Annotated in this window: 15 protein-coding genes; 7 read left to right on the forward strand and 8 right to left on the reverse strand. The window is 53.5% G+C overall.

Annotated features, from left to right (window positions below):
• Positions 1-82: 82 nt before the first annotated feature.
• Positions 83-1,273, forward strand: a complete 1,191-nt coding sequence (locus ACR0KG_RS03180) for a tyrosine-type recombinase/integrase (RefSeq protein ID WP_480551579.1) — start codon at positions 83-85, stop codon at positions 1,271-1,273.
• A gap of 905 nt (positions 1,274-2,178) precedes the next feature.
• Here ACR0KG_RS03180 and ACR0KG_RS03185 read toward each other — a convergent pair.
• Positions 2,179-2,742: a hypothetical protein gene (locus tag ACR0KG_RS03185; RefSeq protein WP_480826453.1), complete on the reverse strand. Its 564-nt coding sequence runs from the start codon at positions 2,740-2,742 to the stop codon at positions 2,179-2,181.
• Between the two features lie 169 nt (positions 2,743-2,911).
• On the opposite strand from ACR0KG_RS03185, the gene ACR0KG_RS03190 reads away from it, so the two are divergent.
• Both ACR0KG_RS03190 and ACR0KG_RS03195 read left to right on the forward strand, forming a co-directional pair.
• Positions 2,912-3,439, forward strand: coding sequence for a helix-turn-helix domain-containing protein (locus tag ACR0KG_RS03190; protein ID WP_480826454.1), 528 nt, complete (start codon positions 2,912-2,914; stop codon positions 3,437-3,439).
• A 31-nt stretch (positions 3,440-3,470) separates the two neighbouring features.
• The gene (locus tag ACR0KG_RS03195; RefSeq protein ID WP_480826455.1) at positions 3,471-4,106 is read left to right on the forward strand and encodes a hypothetical protein; all 636 of its coding nucleotides are present in this window, start codon (positions 3,471-3,473) and stop codon (positions 4,104-4,106) included.
• 1,472 nt (positions 4,107-5,578) lie between these two features.
• On the opposite strand, the gene ACR0KG_RS03200 is transcribed toward ACR0KG_RS03195, so the two are convergent.
• From ACR0KG_RS03200 to ACR0KG_RS03215, 4 genes are all read right to left on the reverse strand, one after another.
• The gene (locus ACR0KG_RS03200; protein WP_480826456.1) at positions 5,579-7,123 is read right to left on the reverse strand and encodes a ShlB/FhaC/HecB family hemolysin secretion/activation protein; all 1,545 of its coding nucleotides are present in this window, start codon (positions 7,121-7,123) and stop codon (positions 5,579-5,581) included.
• 321 nt (positions 7,124-7,444) lie between these two features.
• The gene (locus tag ACR0KG_RS03205) at positions 7,445-8,695 is read right to left on the reverse strand and encodes a sensor histidine kinase (protein ID WP_480551569.1); all 1,251 of its coding nucleotides are present in this window, start codon (positions 8,693-8,695) and stop codon (positions 7,445-7,447) included.
• A gap of 77 nt (positions 8,696-8,772) precedes the next feature.
• Positions 8,773-9,432 (reverse strand): response regulator transcription factor, encoded by a 660-nt coding sequence (locus tag ACR0KG_RS03210; protein WP_480545333.1) that lies wholly within the window; start codon positions 9,430-9,432, stop codon positions 8,773-8,775.
• 37 nt (positions 9,433-9,469) lie between these two features.
• Positions 9,470-10,057 (reverse strand): PepSY domain-containing protein, encoded by a 588-nt coding sequence (locus ACR0KG_RS03215; RefSeq protein ID WP_480826457.1) that lies wholly within the window; start codon positions 10,055-10,057, stop codon positions 9,470-9,472.
• Positions 10,058-10,256: 199 nt separating this feature from the next.
• Between ACR0KG_RS03215 and ACR0KG_RS03220 the strand changes: the two genes are divergently transcribed.
• Positions 10,257-11,357: a hypothetical protein gene (locus ACR0KG_RS03220; RefSeq protein ID WP_480826458.1), complete on the forward strand. Its 1,101-nt coding sequence runs from the start codon at positions 10,257-10,259 to the stop codon at positions 11,355-11,357.
• Between the two features lie 221 nt (positions 11,358-11,578).
• Here the strand turns inward: ACR0KG_RS03220 and ACR0KG_RS03225 are convergent, their stop codons facing one another.
• On the reverse strand, positions 11,579-11,767 hold the full coding sequence (locus tag ACR0KG_RS03225; protein WP_480826459.1) for a hypothetical protein: 189 nt from the start codon (positions 11,765-11,767) through the stop codon (positions 11,579-11,581).
• Positions 11,768-13,063: 1,296 nt separating this feature from the next.
• On the opposite strand from ACR0KG_RS03225, the gene ACR0KG_RS03230 reads away from it, so the two are divergent.
• From ACR0KG_RS03230 to ACR0KG_RS03240, 3 genes are all read left to right on the forward strand, one after another.
• On the forward strand, positions 13,064-13,963 hold the full coding sequence (locus tag ACR0KG_RS03230; protein ID WP_480545325.1) for a histone deacetylase family protein: 900 nt from the start codon (positions 13,064-13,066) through the stop codon (positions 13,961-13,963).
• Positions 13,964-14,124: 161 nt separating this feature from the next.
• Positions 14,125-14,415 (forward strand): DinB family protein, encoded by a 291-nt coding sequence (locus tag ACR0KG_RS03235; protein WP_480826460.1) that lies wholly within the window; start codon positions 14,125-14,127, stop codon positions 14,413-14,415.
• A 39-nt stretch (positions 14,416-14,454) separates the two neighbouring features.
• On the forward strand, positions 14,455-14,679 hold the full coding sequence (locus ACR0KG_RS03240) for a DinB family protein (protein ID WP_480826461.1): 225 nt from the start codon (positions 14,455-14,457) through the stop codon (positions 14,677-14,679).
• Between the two features lie 138 nt (positions 14,680-14,817).
• Here the strand turns inward: ACR0KG_RS03240 and ACR0KG_RS03245 are convergent, their stop codons facing one another.
• Together ACR0KG_RS03245 and ACR0KG_RS03250 are read right to left on the reverse strand one after the other, a co-directional pair.
• The gene (locus ACR0KG_RS03245) at positions 14,818-15,066 is read right to left on the reverse strand and encodes a ParB N-terminal domain-containing protein (protein WP_480550239.1); all 249 of its coding nucleotides are present in this window, start codon (positions 15,064-15,066) and stop codon (positions 14,818-14,820) included.
• A gap of 74 nt (positions 15,067-15,140) precedes the next feature.
• The gene (locus ACR0KG_RS03250; RefSeq protein WP_480550237.1) at positions 15,141-15,830 is read right to left on the reverse strand and encodes a hypothetical protein; all 690 of its coding nucleotides are present in this window, start codon (positions 15,828-15,830) and stop codon (positions 15,141-15,143) included.
• Positions 15,831-17,671 lie beyond the last annotated feature (1,841 nt).

Below are 17,671 nucleotides of genomic sequence, written 5' to 3' on the forward strand. Positions count from 1 at the left end.
TAGCCACGCTGGTGGGTTTCATTGGATTTTATCCGATAGCACAAGTATGCTTTCATTGAGTGGTATATTTTGTGGTATTTTCATGTCCGCACTCGGCGGGAAGCTGACAAAGAAGCTGGTTGAGAATCTTGGCCCTGGTCGGCATGGTGACGGCTCTGGCTTGTACCTTGTTGTTGATCCATCGGGTGCACGGCGCTGGATCGTGCGTGTAACGGTCAAAGGACAGAAGAACCGCAAGGGCGCTCCGCTGCGCACGGATTTCGGGTTAGGTGGCGCTGATGTCGTCACACTAAACCAGGCTCGAGAAAGAGCCCTCGAATATCGACGCATGGCAAAGTCCGGGCTGAACCCGCGTTTCAACGCCCAGCGTGAAATCCCGACCTTTGAGGAACTCAGCCGACAAGTTCACATTGACCGCCTGCCAACATGGAAGAATGCCAAACACGGCCAGCAATGGCTCAACACCTTGCGCGACTATGCGTTCCCAAAGATCGGGCGCATGCCAGTCGACAGCATTGATCAGCCCGAAGTGTTGATGTGCCTGTCCCCCATCTGGACCGAGAAACACGAAACCGCAAAGCGACTGTCGCAGCGGATCAAGACGGTGCTCGATGTGGCAAAGTCCAAGGGCTTCCGCTCGGGCGAGAACCCGGTGACCGCTATCCGCGAAGGTAAAGTGCTGCCAACCGTCAAAGCCAAGGTCCAGCACCATGACGCGATGCCGTGGCAGGAAGTGTCCGCATTCTATGCCGAGCTACAGACCCGTTCAGCCATGGCCGCCAAGGCGCTGCAGTTCACCATTCTGACCGCCTGCCGAACCTCAGAGGTGCTAGAGATGAAGTGGCCCGAGGTTGATGTCGATGCGCGCCTGTGGACCATACCAGCGGAGCGCATGAAAGGTGGTCAGGTCCATCGCGTGCCTCTCACCGACGAAATGCTGGCCATTCTGGAACCGCTGCGCGCGCTGGCCTCTGACTATGTGTTCGAGGGGCAGAAGCGGCATCAGCCCCTGTCAAACATGTCCATGCTGATGCTGCTGCGCCGGATGCGACAGGATGGCGTTACCGTGCATGGCTTTCGCAGCTCGTTTCGAGATTGGGCGGCGGAAGCTGCAGGTGCACCACGCGAACTGGCAGAGGCGGCCTTGGCCCATCAGGTTGGGTCAGACGTGGAGCGGGCCTACGCGCGAACGGATTTGTTAGAAAGGCGACGGGAAATGATGAATACTTGGTGCAATTACGTATGTGAGCGCACAGAAAGGGCTTCGAACTGATGTTCAGCCCGATCGGCACAGTTAGCTTACTCGAATTAAGAGGGAAGTTTGGTGAAATACTCTCCTATTGGGAAAACAGAAACGTCTTTCATGAGATTTGTAGGGAACTAGGGTACGAATACGAAGATGTAGACGGGGTACCCTATCTTCGCGACCGGAGAGAACCTGATGGTTCCGTGTCTCCGGCGCCGACGCACTTTGGTGCGTCAGCCTTCGAATACGTTATAGAAGACGTTTTCAAGTTGTTTTTGTTTGGAACGGACCGATTTTATCTTTGTTCGCCGAGTGGTAAAAAAAAATTGTGGGCTCTAATCTGTTCCTTGAGCTCCTCGACTTGAATTATGAGGCAGAGGAGTTCCCAGAATTTATTAGAAACAACCACGACTCTCAGTGGATTTTCTTGGAGTACCCAACGTACCTAATTTCTGCGAAAAGCTGGGACAGATTTTCCAAAGAATTTTTGATCGAGAACGACCTGATTGATCCCGACTATGTTCTGCCAATTGCTGAGAGGGTCAGATCGTTTGAAGGTTGGAGCCTGTGCGTTGTAGAGGATGATATACCAAAAACGGCACAGGATTGCTTGTCCTTGGTGGCATTCAATCGGGAGAAAAGACCAACCTCTAAACGAGGCAGACCATCATTGGAAAAAGCAAGAGCCGCCTTCGCCGCGATGGGGAACGACAAAGGATCGTTGTCTTGGACGCAAGTCCAAAACCGACTAGAGAACCAGACCGGGCAGCGGCCTTCACCTAAAACACTTCGAGACTGGCGCGACGCGGCGTCGAATCCCCCCGGGAAAAAATAGGGGGAAGACTGGGGCCAAACTTTTCATTTTTCCCCGACTAGCTCGTTAGGGGAAAATGGTTCCAATTTAGTGCCATCGCAACTGATCCAAGAGGATTTCAACGATGGCAAACGTCTTCAATGACGACCGGGTCTATTTCCCAGAAGACCCTGAAATGCAATTGCTGGGAAACCGCGAAAAGCTGGCTCAATAGCGCCACCGCATGTGTGGTCCGGCCTTTATCCGCATAGGTCGGCGGATCGCCTATCACGGCGCCGATCTGAACGCCTGGCTGACGGCCCGGCGCACCGATCCCAACAACGAGGCTGCATAATGAAAAACCCCAACTCCAAGCGTGGAGATGGGGCTTTTCCAGTGACATCAACTGCCACCCTAGCAAGTCCAGTTGATGCCACAGGATGCCCTGTGCCGACAAGACAAAACGAACGCCGGTACTACTGGTCGCCCCTGAGCCACTCGGTGGAACGGGTGATCGTGCGGAAAGGACGGATTGAGCATGGCTGAAATGTTCATTTCCAAGTCGATCAATGCCGGTCACGACAGGGAGCCGCACACTGGCCCTCTTTCGCGAACCGATCATCGGGAAACTGCTGAGAACTACAGCGGTGAACTCTTTCGCTACGGTGTTTATCGCGTTGCCGTCTGTCGGGACGGTATCCAATGGTTGTTTCAGCGCCAGAGACCCCAATTTCCAGCCGGGGGAGCGGCCTGGGACACGCTCGGGTACTGTGTGTCCAAATCCGGCCTAACCCGGCTCGTCCGGACGCATATCGGCTGTGATATGCCTCAACTGGACGCATTGCCCGAGCATTTCCTGCGGAGGTGTCGCGATGAGTAGGCGCCGGTCTCCCAAGGGGAAACGGTCGGATGAGGGGCAATACATCCTTCTGCCCTACGCCATGATCAAGTCCCCAGCGTGGCGGGCGTTGTCTGGACCTGCAGTGAAGCTCTGGCTGGAGCTTCACACCCGCTTCAATGGTGGCAACAACGGTGAAGTGTTTCTGTCGATGAACGAGGCGGCAGAAATCCTTGGATTGGGTAAGGCCACCGTTCAGCGCGCGTTCGAGGAACTTCAGGACAAAGGCTTCCTTGTGTTGGAGCAGGAAGGAAACTGGTATCACCGCCGAGCACATGAGTGGCGGTTGACGACCAAGGCGACGCAGACCCGGTCCGGCAAGAAAGCGGCCACAAATGACTGGCGGCTTTGGCAGCCCGAAAAAACAAAACGCGGTTCTGAGACGGACCCGTCAGCATCCTCTGTGGTTCCGTTTGAGAACCCGAAGACCTCCCATGGTTCCAAATCAGAACCCGTCAGGCCGGTTTCTCGCCGGTCCATCGGTTCTGAAACGGAACACTAATACTAACCACTCCCTGTTACGCGAGGCGAACATGAGCAAGGCACAGAATGACAAAGGCAACGATCTGCAGACAAAGAATTCCGAGCTTACCGAAGCGGAGACCAATGCGATTGTGGATTTGAAGGAACGGAAGAAATCAAGCGTTCGGGCCCCAGACATCAAGCTGGACTTCGATGAAGATACACGCAGGCTCACGGTTGGGCACAAGGAAAAAGACCCAAAGGCGGCATGTGCCTTGGCCATGCATGAGTTGGGTACAGTTGATTACCGGTTCTTCGAAGGCGTCATGGACCAGGTGGCTGTGCTCGGACAACAAGGCAGCTCAGTCTCCGAAACCGCATCCAACTTCGTGATGTCAGTTGTTGCAGGTGTCCGGCCACAGGATGAAATCGAAGCGATGCTGGCCATTCAAATGGGCGCGATCCACCAGGCGACGATGATGATGGCGCGCAGGCTCAATCACGTCGAAACCCTCCCTCAGCAAGACTCGGCTGAAAGGGCACTGAATAAACTTGCGCGGACCTTCGCGAGCCAGATTGAAACCCTGAAACGGTACCGCTCCAAGGCAGATCAGACCGTCCGCGTCGAACGCGTCGAGGTCAAAGAAGGTGGGCAGGCCATTGTCGGCAACGTCCAAAACGGGGGGCGGTCGGATGACAAAAAATGACAACAACCTCATGGACCCTACTAAACGGCTCAATGATGCGCCCAGATGCACAGCAACGGCGAAGTCCACTGGCAAGCGATGCCGGGCACCCGCCGTTCAAGGTTGGAGTGTTTGTCGCATGCATGGGGCCAGAGGTGGGCATGCTGCTGGGCCAAGCCATCCGTCATGGAAGCACGGTGAACGGTCGCAGAGCGCGAACCAGGCCCGCAAAGCCGTTAACTACTTGATCCAATGGGGACGAAAACTGGAGTAGCAACTCAATTGAGTTAGTAGAGAATTGTGATAAGGCCAAGCTCACGTTAACCGAAACCAGCCAGATGACTACTTTGAAATCAGCCGTACAAAGCTGGATTTAACGCTGCTTTCGTTTAACCGAAATGATGCATCCAGAGTGTTTTGGATGCCGTGCAGGTACATCCCGTGCCATTGCGTCAACGTTTCCAAGGTGCCGTAACGCTCCGTTGCTCAGCAATACGCCTCGACCAGCATCATACCGGCGCTGTCCAAATCCGCTGGCAACGCATTCCCAGTTTTCCTTGGCCGCTGTGTTGCGGAATCTCGGTAGATCGTGCGGTTCATGCCGTCCGGGCGTTGCTGCGACGTGATCGTGTTTCTTTGAACTGCTTTGATAGGTTGAATGGTGAGTCACTTGTGTTGGGCCAGGTTGCTGAACAGTACCTGTTGTCGGCCTCGGCCTTGGGCGCATGATTGTCACGACGCCTTGTGGCTGCGTATGTCCGGGGACGGCTACATGAGTTGCCGTAGGTCTTGGCGTTAACTGTGGAACCTGGCCGGGAACCGCTGTGGGAACCGGATTTGGGGTCGCGGTTGGGACAAGCGGTGGCACAGCAGTTTGACCGGTAGGCTGAGGCGGCACCTGACCAGGAACGGCGACTGGTATTTGGTTGGGTGTCGCCGTTGGCACAAGGGGCGGCACACTAGGCTGAGGCGGGACCTGGCCAGGAACAGCTATCGGAACTTGATTTGGGGTTGCAGTCGGAACTTGCGGCGGCACAGCAGTAGGCCCGGTAGCCAATGGCGGAACCTGATTGGGAACGGCTGTCGGAACCCGGTTTGGCGTCGGATTTGGCACCAAAGGCGGAACTAGGGTCGGCGCTGCGACGGGTGTTGGAACTTGACCGGGAACCGCTATCGGCGTCGCGATTGGAACCCGACCGGGAATTGCATTCGGGACCGCGCTAGGCGCAAGGACCGGCACAGTAACTGACGTGGGTGTTTGCTGCGTTCCCTTAGGTGGCAACTGATTTGCCACCGGCTGCGTTGGACCGGTAATTTGGTTGCCTGCCCCTTGCCCGCCAGCTTGCCCACATCCTTGGCTCGATTGGTGCGGGTTCCCTACACCACGGCACCACCCATAATGATTGCCGCGGGCAACTACCTGCGTAGCGACCAGCTCAGCGACCAAACAAGCTGCGGCAATTATTGCAATGCGGTTCCGTTTCATAACATCCTCACCAACTTGTTGTCAGAGCAAGATACGCGCCAGGATCGCCAGAGTCGGTCAAGGGACCGTCTCTCAAAGGGACACCGACATATCCGGACAGGAATAGGTTTTGCTTAAACTCAATGTCTAAACCCAGACCTGTCGAGGCCAGTGTAGCATTATCAACTTCAAAACTCGCAGGGTCATTGTTCGAGATGTAACCCACGTCGAAAAAGACAAAGGGCGTCAAGCGATGAATGCTTTGGGAACTCGGAAAGTAGGAGTGAGACACTTCGAAAATCGCGGATATCCCTGAATCACCATCCACTTCGTCAAACCGATATCCACGCAAAGCATAACGATCACCAAGGAAGTACTCCTCGACCGAGGGCAGCCGGTCGGTTGTGTACTGCCCCCAAATCTCAGTGCGCCAAGCTGTGTTGGGCGACAAGCTCGTTAGCGGGCTTTCGTATCCGATGCCGCCCCGCAGATGCCAGAATGAAGAATCTCCATCGTCAAAATTTGCGTCCGTCGTGTCGTTGTCATTATCGCCAAAAGATAGGGTTAGCCCCGCTTCCAGAGCCTGTCCTTTTGGATAGTTTTGTCCGTAGAGATATGTCAGGCCAACGACACTCGCGTCACTGGATAGTGGAACACCGCCACTGACTGAGTCCGCTTCGGAAACGCGATAATCCAGCAGAAGATACCCATAGCGAGCCACATCGCGGATCACGGGGTATCCCAACGCGACGGTGAAGTTCTCGCCATCAACATCTGTTCTTGCAAAATCCCCCGAGAGGTCACGTTTTGCGTTTATGTTTCCGTAGAAAATCTCACCGTACAGACCATTGCTGTTCAGCGGCGTGCGATAGGTAACAGCGCCCCACAAAGAGTGTTCGTCGTCTTTGTCCCAATTGTAGTTGCCTGACCCCTCAAATCGCAGCAAATCCCCGACGGTCAGCGTCGAATAATATTCTTGTACGATATAGAAACTGAGCGCTTCTCCAAGCTCACGCGGAGGGTTGTCGAGTGTCGCGCTGCCGGCTTGTTTGAGTAGAGGGTCTCCCAATACTCTCAGCCGCGCACCACCCTGGTCCGGGTAGTCAAGTTCGGTCGACACGTCCAAGTCGGGTATGTCCTCGGCCAACATAACCGCACGCTCAAATCGTTTAAGAGTTATTGGATATGCTGTAGTGAGGGGGCGAAAGATCTTTTCTAGGGTTTGGAACGTGCGTGTATCTACACCTTCAATTTCGATGGTTTGAATACGCCCTTCATCAACAACTATGCTCTGCCCATCGGGACCAGGCCACGCCTCAGCCAAGAAGTAACCGTCTTCTCGGTAGATCTGCGTGATCGTTGATGCGACCTCCGCCGCCGTGATGCGCCCCGACCGATCAAAGGCCAACTGACCGGCAAACGTTAACAGCTCATCGGTATCGTACACCGTTACACCGCTGACAGAGTGCTGGGATGCGATGTCCCAGGTTTGGGCAATACTGTTTTTCGACACGGATATCACGGCCACGAAAGTGCATAACACCGTAAAAACAACCGAGTTGAATAGGCGCATTATCGACAACCTTAAGATGACTGAGCTTATTTGCAACCAATCCTAATACGAGGTTAGAAGGGACCAACTTAGAAGCATTTGAGTTTAATTGTTGTTGATGCTTTTTGAACACATAACATTTTGAGTGAGTTTATGCTGTTTAATAGAAAGCTGCTCACTGGCGGGACCTAAGCTGTTGGCTCTAGTTGATGCCCGCTACGCTCGAATTGGCATCGCGCTTGTAGTGTTTGTTGAAAGCGTTTGTAGTTTATTCAGACGGAGGTTTACAAATTTTAAAGAACTGCACCGAGGCTTCCAGAGATCGAAAACAGTACGTTGTTCTCAGGGGCCAATCGTCACTTCACAAGCCAAGCCACCTAGGCGCTCCGATGTTCTAAGTTCTAGCTTCCCACCATATGCAGCCAATAAATCGACCGAGATAGACAGACCCAAACCTGTTCCCTTGACAGAGGTATCCAGCCGACTGCCGGAACGAAGGACTTCAAGTCTGGCATGTTCTGGGATTCCAGGCCCATCGTCCTCAACGCAAATCTCGATACCGCTTTCCGTTCGCCTCACAGTGATTTGGAATGTTGTTCGGCTCCACTTGAGCGCATTGTCGAGGAGATTTCCGATCACTTCTTCAATGTCCTGAGGATCCATGCGGACAAGAAGACCTGCCTCGTTGTCTGACACCAGGGTCTTCCCCTCGCGTTCCGCCATAACCGAGAATAGCCGGGACAGTCGTTCGACCGAGTTCGACAGGTCTGTCCTAGAATGGGTTAGCTCTCCAGTGTTTGAAGCACGCATGCGCGCGAGCGAACGGCCAAGCTGAGCGTCAATTCGAGATAACGCCTCTTCCGCAGGCTCTGTGTGTACGCCGGCTTCAGACAGATCCGCCAATTCGTTTCGTAAGATGGCTGTCGGCGTTTTCAGAGCGTGCGCCAGATCCGCTGCCTGCCTTCGCGAACCGGAGACGATCTCTCGGTTTCGATGCAGCAGTTTATTGAGGTCTTCTACCAGAGGCGAAACCTCATCCGGGTAGTCTGCGGGCACCAATTCATCACCCCGATCCCAGCGATGAGCGACATCGGCACGCAACTTCCTGAGGGGGCCAATAATGGCGGACATCAATAAAAGTGAACTGGCCACTCCGATCAAACCGATCAATCCGAAAACCGAGAGCAGGTATCTTTGTGCGGCACTGCGTTCGTCGATCAGTTGGCTCCTGCTTTCGGCGACAGTTACACCCCACTCCGTTCCGTCTTCGAACGTAATTTTTTGATAGACGCTGCGAACGGCCTCGTTGTCCGGACCTGTAGTGTTCCAAATGATTGTTTCGCCACTTGCGCGCGGAGGCTCGGAAATCGTTTCGTCAAAAAGCGAGGCAGAGGTATAGATGGCGCCAGTACCGTCTGTTACTTGCCAATACCGCCCTGAGTAGGGCGTACCATAGGCCGGGTCGAATACAAACTGCCGCAAGGTTTCAGGGTCATCCGTAGTCGCACTTAGGCCAACGACAACTTGCGTATGATGGTCTTGCAGTGCACTGTCGAACTGATCCAGGACGCGCGCATTGATGTAGGAAAACACCACCAGCGTACCAACGCCTACAGACAACGCACCCGAGGCGATACCTCCGAGCAAGGCCCGTTGGCGTAACGACAGCATTAGGCAGGATCAATCATATAGCCCCGTCCCCTGACGGTTGTGATCAAATCAGAGCCCAGTTTTTTGCGCAGACGCGTAACGAATACAGCGATTGTGTTGGAGTCCCGGTCGCCGTCATATTCGTAGATGTGTTCGGACAATTCTGTACGCGACACCATCCGACCGATATTATGCGCAAGATAAGTGAGCACCGCGATCTCCTGCGCAGTCAAATCGACCGGGATTCCTCCGACGCTGACCCGACCGTTTCTAGTGTCTAACACCACGTTCCCCATTTCGATTACAGGGTTCAGCTGACCGCTTTGCCTGCGCAAGATCGCCCGCACCCGTGCGGCCAGTTCAGGCATGTGAAATGGCTTTGTCATATAGTCATCTGCGCCCGCATCCAGACCGTCGACACGTTCGCTCCAGCCATCTCGGGCCGTCAAGATCAAGACCGGGGTTTTGACGCCCGCGTTACGCCATTCCCGCAGGACCGAGATACCGTCGCGTTCGGGCAGGCCGATGTCGAGGATGATCATGTCATAAGGTTCAGTCGACCCCAGATGCAGGGCATCCGTACCATTGGTTGCCACGTCGACCACGCGGCCCTCGGAGCCCAACAGCTTTTTGACTTGTTCACAAAGCTGGGGTTCGTCTTCAGCAAGGAGAATTCGCATATTCGGAGACTATATCTAAAACGCGGTCAGCTTCACGCTATTTCTTACCGCCGCCATTGCCGTTGCCGCCGCCGTTACCACCGCCGTTGCCGCCACCGTTACCTCCGCCATTGCCGCCGCCATTGCCGCCGCCGTTACCGCCGCCATTGCCTCCGCCGTTACCGCCGCCATTGCCTCCGCCATTGCCGTTACCATTTCCGCCGCCATTGCTGTTGCCACGGCTAGTGCTGTTCCCGCGAGTCGCAGAGGCGCTTTGACCAATACTGCTTTTGGACTTGGAGGCTGTGGAGCGTGCGGCTTTGGAGATTTCGCTTCCGACACTTGAATTATTCGACACGACGGCGCCGGTTTGGGCGTCCACAATTACGCTGACGATCTTTCCGCCCGGCTTCTTGACCAGAATGCGATAGTAAATCTTGTCGGTTTGGAAGGCGCGTGCATCAACGGGGGTCCCACCGATGGCTTTTTCGACACCTTTGATGACACGTTTCAACCGGATTGCGCTTCCCGACAGAGTTGCCATGCGCAGTTCAGACTGTTTGAGTTCGCGCGCCTCGGCCACCGCTTGTCCTCCGGACAAGGCGCTCAGCAACGCTGCAACCAACAATAAAGCTTTGGTTTGCATAGAACCCTCATACTCTTGGGCCGAGACTACAGGGCCGGATGTGAACCGGCGATGAACAAGCAGTTAGCCCTGCGTTCAAGCACGCTCAAGTTAAATGAAGTCCAGCCTTGTTGATTCGAACATGGATCAAACGGCCAGAACACGGCATCTAGGTTCAGTTTTTCGATAGCTGTTGCTGTGAGTTTTTTAGGAGATTGAGATGAACATCACCAAGTGCGGACTGTTGAAAGCCTCGACAATAGCGATTGCCCTTTTGGGTTCGACGGCCATTGTGACCACTGTTGCAGCTCCTGATTTTGCCTATGCAAAGCAAGGCAATGGCAACGGCAAGGGTGGTGGGAACGGCAATGGTAACGGCGGCGGAAACGGCAATGGCAACGGTGGTGGAAACGGTGGTGGAAACGGCAACGGTAATGGCGGTGGGAACGGCAACGGGGCGAAGGGATCTGGCGGAGATCACAGCACGGTTGGCAAGGACGCCAGCGGAAGCAAGGCCGGAAATTCCAGATCAGGAAAAACAAAGTCTCGCTCTGCCGGGGTTGGTCAGAAAAAAGGCGGTGGGTTCTCTCTGAAAGATCTGTTCGGTGGGAAAAAGAAAGCGCGTAAAACAGAAGCCGCCGCGACGGGTGCTAACAAAACGCACGGGACCCGTAAGACCAAGGCACCAAAATCCTCAGCGCAGACTGTCATTGTGGACGAGTCAAAGCGCCCCGTATCTCGTGCTAAGGGCAATCGTATGGCCGCGTTGCTTGGTGCCCATCCATCGGAACTGGGCGCGCTGAATGCTGCCAACGCCAGCCCCACTGCACTGGCCAATGCTGCGCCGAATTCGCGCGTTGGCAGAATAGCCACCTACCGAGACACGGTGTTGGCCGGTGAACCCTTACGTGAGGATCTGGTCGAGCAGCTAGAGGTTTTAGCGGGGCTGGAGCCACCGGAGCGCCCATTGCAAGATATCGAAGATGATTTGGAAACTGCGCTGTCTGAAGTTCAAGAAAACCAGAACAAAGTACAAGAGCTTGAACAGGCCTTGGCTGAAGCGGGCGGAACAGATCCCAACATCGAAGCGCAGCTTGAAGAGGCTCAGGCCGCTTTGGATGCCTCAATTGATGAAGCGCAAGACTTGGACGACGAAAGACAGGCTGCCATCGATTACAATGACGCGGTCGATGAGGTGGAAGAATTGACAGAGCTTGTTGAAGAACAGGACTTGGCAGAGCGCGAAGCCTTGGAAGCGGCGGCCAACAAGCCTGTAACTGACGCCGTAGAAGAACAGGTCAAAGCCCTTTTGGGATTGTAATCCGAAGCCTTTAGGCCCTTGTTGATCTACACTTTGGGCGTGCCGGCCGCAGGCGCGTCCATGGATGTTTTGACGATTTTCGAAGCTGAAACTCGTCTTCTGTTGATAATGTCACCCGTCCAAAACAAATCCCACCCCAAATGATGGGGTGGGATCGGGGGACAATTCTGATGTTTAGGGTGAATATCGAGAATTGTTCGGGGGGGTCAACTGATCTGCCTTCAGGCGTCCTGACGAGCCTCGGAGAGCCGCATGTTTTTGGTGATTTCGGTTAGTGCATTTTCGATAGGAGGGAAGCGGCCATTGCTCGAATTGATCAAGGTTTGCAGACGCTCGTCGGCAGCTTTGCCGGAGGTCTGCATTGCAGCTGGTTTGTCACTGTCTTTAGTCACAAAGGCAGGCTTGACCATGTTGTTCCCCTTGTTACGTCAAACGATACACATGTCGTTCGATCCAGTGCCGGGACTATGACTCAGCGTGGTTTAACCCACCGATAATATACTGTTCATGTTCAGTTAATGTTGTTTACGGAACAAAAACAGATGAATTCTGGTCGCGCGACCGTTCGATTGCCACCTTTTAACTTAACGGTTTGGAAGGTCGCTAGGTGAGGATGATGCATCAGTCGAACCATCGCCTCAGATCCAAAGATGCTAGCCGCAAGCCAGTCTCCGCCTATGGGTTAGGCAAACAGGGACCGGAAGCATACTTAGAATTTGAAGCCAAATGAGGCCCTAAAGATGAAAACAACTTTAGTAATCGCAGCAACACTATCTGCCATTCAAAGTGCGCCGGTTGCGGGTGCGAGTTTCGACTTACAGACCCTTGGGCTTGGACTACTTATTAGTTCACATTCCGCAGTGCAGCCTGTTCTCGTGAAATCGAAGGTGGGACATTGTCCACCTGGCTTGGCCAAAAAAGCAATTCCATGCGTGCCGCCAGGCCAAGTAAAACGATATCGGGTTGGGGACTACATCTACGATGGGTACGTACCTATCGACAATCCCAGCCGATATGGACTACGGCGAAACGGCTACTATGTGCGTGCTGGAGACTATGTTTATCAGGTGAACCGAGAGACGCACGAGGTGTTGAACCTGATAGGCGCCATAGCTGATATACTTAACTAACGGCCTTCTTCTCAGACCAAATATGCCTGGTATCAGGCCTTTCGGACGCGAACCACGACAAGAGACAACGGGCTCAAACCGGTCATCTGCCGGTTCTGGTGGGGTCAAACGCATTGAACGCAGCCGCGCTCCTCCGGTTCTGCGACGGTCTAGCCCAAGAACTAGTCACAGATCATGACGCCATCCTGTAATGGCTGCAGCGCTACTCCGAAAAGCACTAAACGTTGCCTGAGCAGCGTTGCTACGTACCGATCATTGATTTACGATTTTTTTGGATGCTCGAGAAAATTTGAAAAGAGGCTAGAAAGTCAAAGTTTTACAGCAAGGCCTTCCAAAAGGACGAGTCACTCATTCGCCCTTGATGTCGACAAATGGCTGGTGAGCGAATCTTCGAGGCCGCAGCCGGAACGAAAGCAAAGTCCAGCACATCGAACAATCTCATAAGATATCAACTGTCACCTTCCTGCAAATCGACGCACAATTTGAACCACAATGCCATCGGGGACTGTTATTGAAGATCTGTTCTGAGGTCGGTTGTACGCTGGCGCGTTGCCTGAGCTCCAATACACCGAAGTCATGAGATTTTACGCACCTCAAAACTCCTCTCTTAGCCTGCCTTCCGGACATCGCTTTCCGCAGGGCAAGTACGAGATGCTCCATAAGCTACTGCTGAAAGATAGTATTCTTCAGGAGGCGCAGCTGGCAGAGTCTTTGCCAGCCAGCGATGAATCAATAAGGCGCGCGCACGCCGCCGGATTTGTCGCGCAGTTTGAAATCGGGGAACTCGAAGAAAAAGCCATGAAACGGATTGGCTTTCCGTGGAGCCTGGAATTAGTGAGGCGCGTTCGCGCAACGGCTGGTGGCGCAATAGCCGCTGCTGAGACAGCTCATGAGTACGGTATATCGGGGCAGCTCGCTGGTGGCACGCATCATGCCCATCCAACGTTTGGATCTGGCTATTGCGTCTACAACGATCAGGCCGTCGCGGCGCTCCACCTGCTTGCGACTCGCAAGGCCGAAAGGGTCGCAATCATTGATCTTGATGTTCATCAGGGTGACGGCAGCGCCGCGATTTTCGCTGCCAATCCATCGGTCTTCGTCTTTTCGATGCACGGCGAAAAGAATTTTCCGTTCCGGAAGTTTCCGGCGGATCTCGATGTTGCCCTTCCAGATGGCACCGGCGATGAGGACTACCTACGCTCCTTAACCAACCACTTGCCCGCCGTATTCGAATTTCGCCCCGACCTCATTCTATACCAGGCAGGTGTTGATCCGCTGGCAGAAGACCGGCTAGGGCGGCTTGCGTTGACCCATAATGGCCTCATCCAGCGCGATCGGGCCGTTCTACACGCCTGCAAAGGCCGTGGCATCCCAGTTTCAATGGCAATCGGCGGTGGCTATGCCGACCCAATCGATGCTTCCGTCACGGCCTATGCCAATACCTACCGGGTCGCAAAGAAACTTCACCGATTTTGACAACAGATATGATCTTTGTGGTTCGTCATTCTAACTGTGTATCGATGGTCCGCACTGAGCCCAAATTCACGGATGCCGAGCTTTGTGCAGATGTAGGGAAAGCGGACGAAGTTGACATTTACAGCATAGACAAGATTTGATGACAAAGATAAGAACAATACATGAACAAATTACTTTGTGTACAAGCCTACAACAATGCTTGGGCGAACCATAGGCTGGGGGTCGCCTGCTCTTTGTTATCAAAGAGCGAACTTGAAAAGGAAAGAGAGAGCTTCTTTGGCTCGATCATCGCCACCCTCAATCACATTCTGATTGTAGATTGCTTCTACGTTTCCGCGTTGGAAGGTCGGTGCATTGGCCTAAGCGCTTTCGACAATCGCATACCTTGCCCCAACATAGGTAATCTCATTGAAGAACAGCGAAAAATTGACCAACGCTTTGTGTCTACCTGATCAGATGCAAGTACTGACCTAGGAGCTAAGCCTGTCGAGATGATACGCGGTGGCAACATTCAGACCGAGCGCTTTGACAGAACTTTTCTACATCTTATCCAGCATCAAATTCACCATCGTGGACAAGTCCACTCTATGTTATCAGCGACGAGCGTCGCACCGCCTCAGCTTGATGAGTTTTATCTCGCTTGGGAGCCAGATCGACAACTGCGTGCACCTGACTTGGAGCAGATGAGCACCTCGGAAAAAGACATCTGGGACTGACAGTTTGGGCTCGAAGAAGGCCTTCGCTTTACTCTATATGAGAGCTTTCATTGTGCACGATTGCATCTTTGGGACGAAAAAAGTCAGCGCCTGCTGACATTTTCCGAGGCTTTATCGAACGCCAATTCCAACAAGTATTTAGTGTAATCTGGCGCGCACCAGATAGGCTTCGACCGTATCACCGCCCAAGGCGCGAATGGCCTCTAATCGGTGAAGGCCTTCAATCAGCACAAACCTCTTGTTGTCCAAGCGTATCTGGATCGGGGTCTTCTGGCCGTTCTTCAGGATATCTTCGGCCAGCGTCAGGACTTTTTGCTGATCAAGCGTTTTCGCCCGTTTCACAGGTACATAGATCAGGTCGAGCGGGTATGGTTTTTTCTCCAACATAAGCTACGTGAGCAACCTTTCGTGCATTTGTTCCGGTTCAGAGCTCGCTTCAAAAGCGGGGGCTGGAACGTACGTCATAGAACCAAACTAACAGCGCCGCGCAGTTCCTGATGCATAATCCAAGTTGCTGGCTCATCGTCACTTTCGATGTGAGAAAATGCCAGGACCTGCGCAGCGCCATCATTCTGTGCCGATCCGGCTTCGGGAAGTTCGAGTTCCAGATATTCTGCAATCAATAGTCCGATTTTCTTGAAGACCTTTATGGAAGCCTCGCGCGATTTGTAACCGGCGGCCTGAGACAGGTGACCAATGGTCAATCCGTCTTTGCCTGCGATTGTAAGTGCTTTGAGCAATGTGACCTGCGCAGGGGTGAGCCTGATCTGGCGCAATGCCTCGGCATATTCTCTTTCACTGGGAACGAGAGTGCCGGAGTTGCCCTCCAAACGGCGTTGACCGCTACGCTTCCTGTCTCGTTCTTCGAGAATTTCTTTTAAGGCTTCAATGGCCAATGCTGGTGTTTCTCCAACTGCATCGGCAATCATTGCCTGCGTTTTAGCTGGCGGCTTGGGAAATGCCCGTGCAACACTATTGCCGCTCAGAACACCAGCCTTAATCAAGTACTTTCCAAATTCTTCCTCAATTACTCCTGATACGTCAGCGTTCCGCGTCTTACGAACACTGCGGTCCTGAAATGCTCTTTGTTCCAGGCCACGAGCTGACATCTTTGAGTCCGGGAGGGTTACCTGAGGGGTATTTTTACGCATCAGAGAAACACCACTACAATTATCGCCGCAACAAACACCGCCGACGCCACAGATATTTTAATCCCATTTGACCGGCGACGAGCCTTTTCGGCTTTGAGGCTCTTACCCAGGTTTTCATCAATCGAGTTATGGTTCACGGCTTGGTCCTTCCGGATATGTCGGGCGATATTGGTTTCCATCAACCTATTGTCGCGGCACATTTTCGGTGCACGTATCGTTCTGTCGTGAGAACGGCCGATTGCATTCCCAACCATCACCTCTTCGATTTAAGTGAGCATTTGAAGGGACAAGGATCGCAACGCACCTGTCCCGGTTTGCGCGAAAACCACGCTCGCATTTCCATCCGGAAAAAGTCTCAGGTGCAAGATATGCATCCTGTGGAATTGCTATAGTTTTACAGCCGCTACCTGCTGCCCTGTAACCTCTGAGGCATTCCCAACCATCTGAGCTTCTTTTGTCGCTCAGACGACCGTTTTCTGGGATCTCTATCGCAACACAATCCTGGTTCTCCTTACGAAATCCCCAGTTGCAGTGTATTTCCTGCACGCCAAACCGGGTTTCGACGTACCCATTTTGAGGCGAAATCACTTCTTCACATTCTTCTCCAACACGCTGGAAAAGCCGATTGCACTCCCACTGATCTCCGGTTGACGCAAGATAGGCATTTTCAGGAACTCTTATTTCCTCACAGAGTTCTCCGACATTCTGGAAACCGTGATTGCATTCCCAGCCGCTGCCATAGGAGCTACCCGTCAAATATGCGTTTTCCGGTAAGTCTAATCTTTGGCAGGATCCGTTCCGGGTTTCGAAACCTTGGTCACAAACCGATCCACCGGCATTGCTTGCAACTTGGGCAGGAAGCGGGGTTCCTGTGAGCAACATCGTGAGTGACGGGATCAAACAAAGAATGCAGCGCACAAACACGATGAATGACTGATTGAAACGGAGCCTGAGAGCTGATCTATCGGGCATCAAGCACGCAAATCATGAGCCATGTGCTATTCATACGGCGCCTTCTTTGATGGGTCACGCGATGACTGGTGCATGTCAGGTGACAGTTGCGAATGCATGTGAGGAACGAGCTCACAGCGAAGACCCCGGCGAAACCCGTTCCTATGCTGGGGCACATGCTACAGTTAGTCTGAAGGCCATTGGATCATCGAAGCCGGCAGCATCGCGGCGACGAGTAATTTTCACCAATGCACTTTTGTGGTTCTTAGCCGGCATAGAGTCAAGGAGGTTTCCCTGATCGCAATGGTAGCACCGCTAGAGCTAGTAGTTTTGAAACTGCCGGTGACCAATTTGCCTGGCGAACCACCGAAAGAAATTATCTGTCGTTGTGGGGGTTTGGGACCAGACCAGCAGCGAACAGAAGTTTTATTCCGCATCGCTCTTGTCGGGCCTGAGTGCGGTGAAAGAGCGGTACGCGATCAAAGTTCCTCGTGGCTATGAATGACTGTCTTGATGTCATCACCAGCAACGCAGCGACATTCGTGCCGCTCCTGCGAACTGATGCTGCGCATGCACTCGCGGCGCGAGTGAAAGGCGTGTCTGATGCGTTTCTCGGGAATTGCAAAGTCCAATTTTGAATGTCCGCTGCGGGCTAGAGACCGGACAGCAGCAACCATTGAGCCTATGGCGGCTTCGTCCCGCGTCTTACCAGTTCGCGGTCGATAATGCGGATGGTAGCGATTTCCGACATCGCGCCTTCGTGCGTCGAGCGGCGAAGGGGCCTGGAGAGCCCAGAGTACCGAATGCTGCGCCAGGCACGAGCGGCAGGACTTGCACAGATAGTAACCTTTGCAAAGCTTGGACGGATTCCCACTGCGGACATTTGCGCC

Source organism: Ruegeria sp. H4, assembly GCF_056533065.1.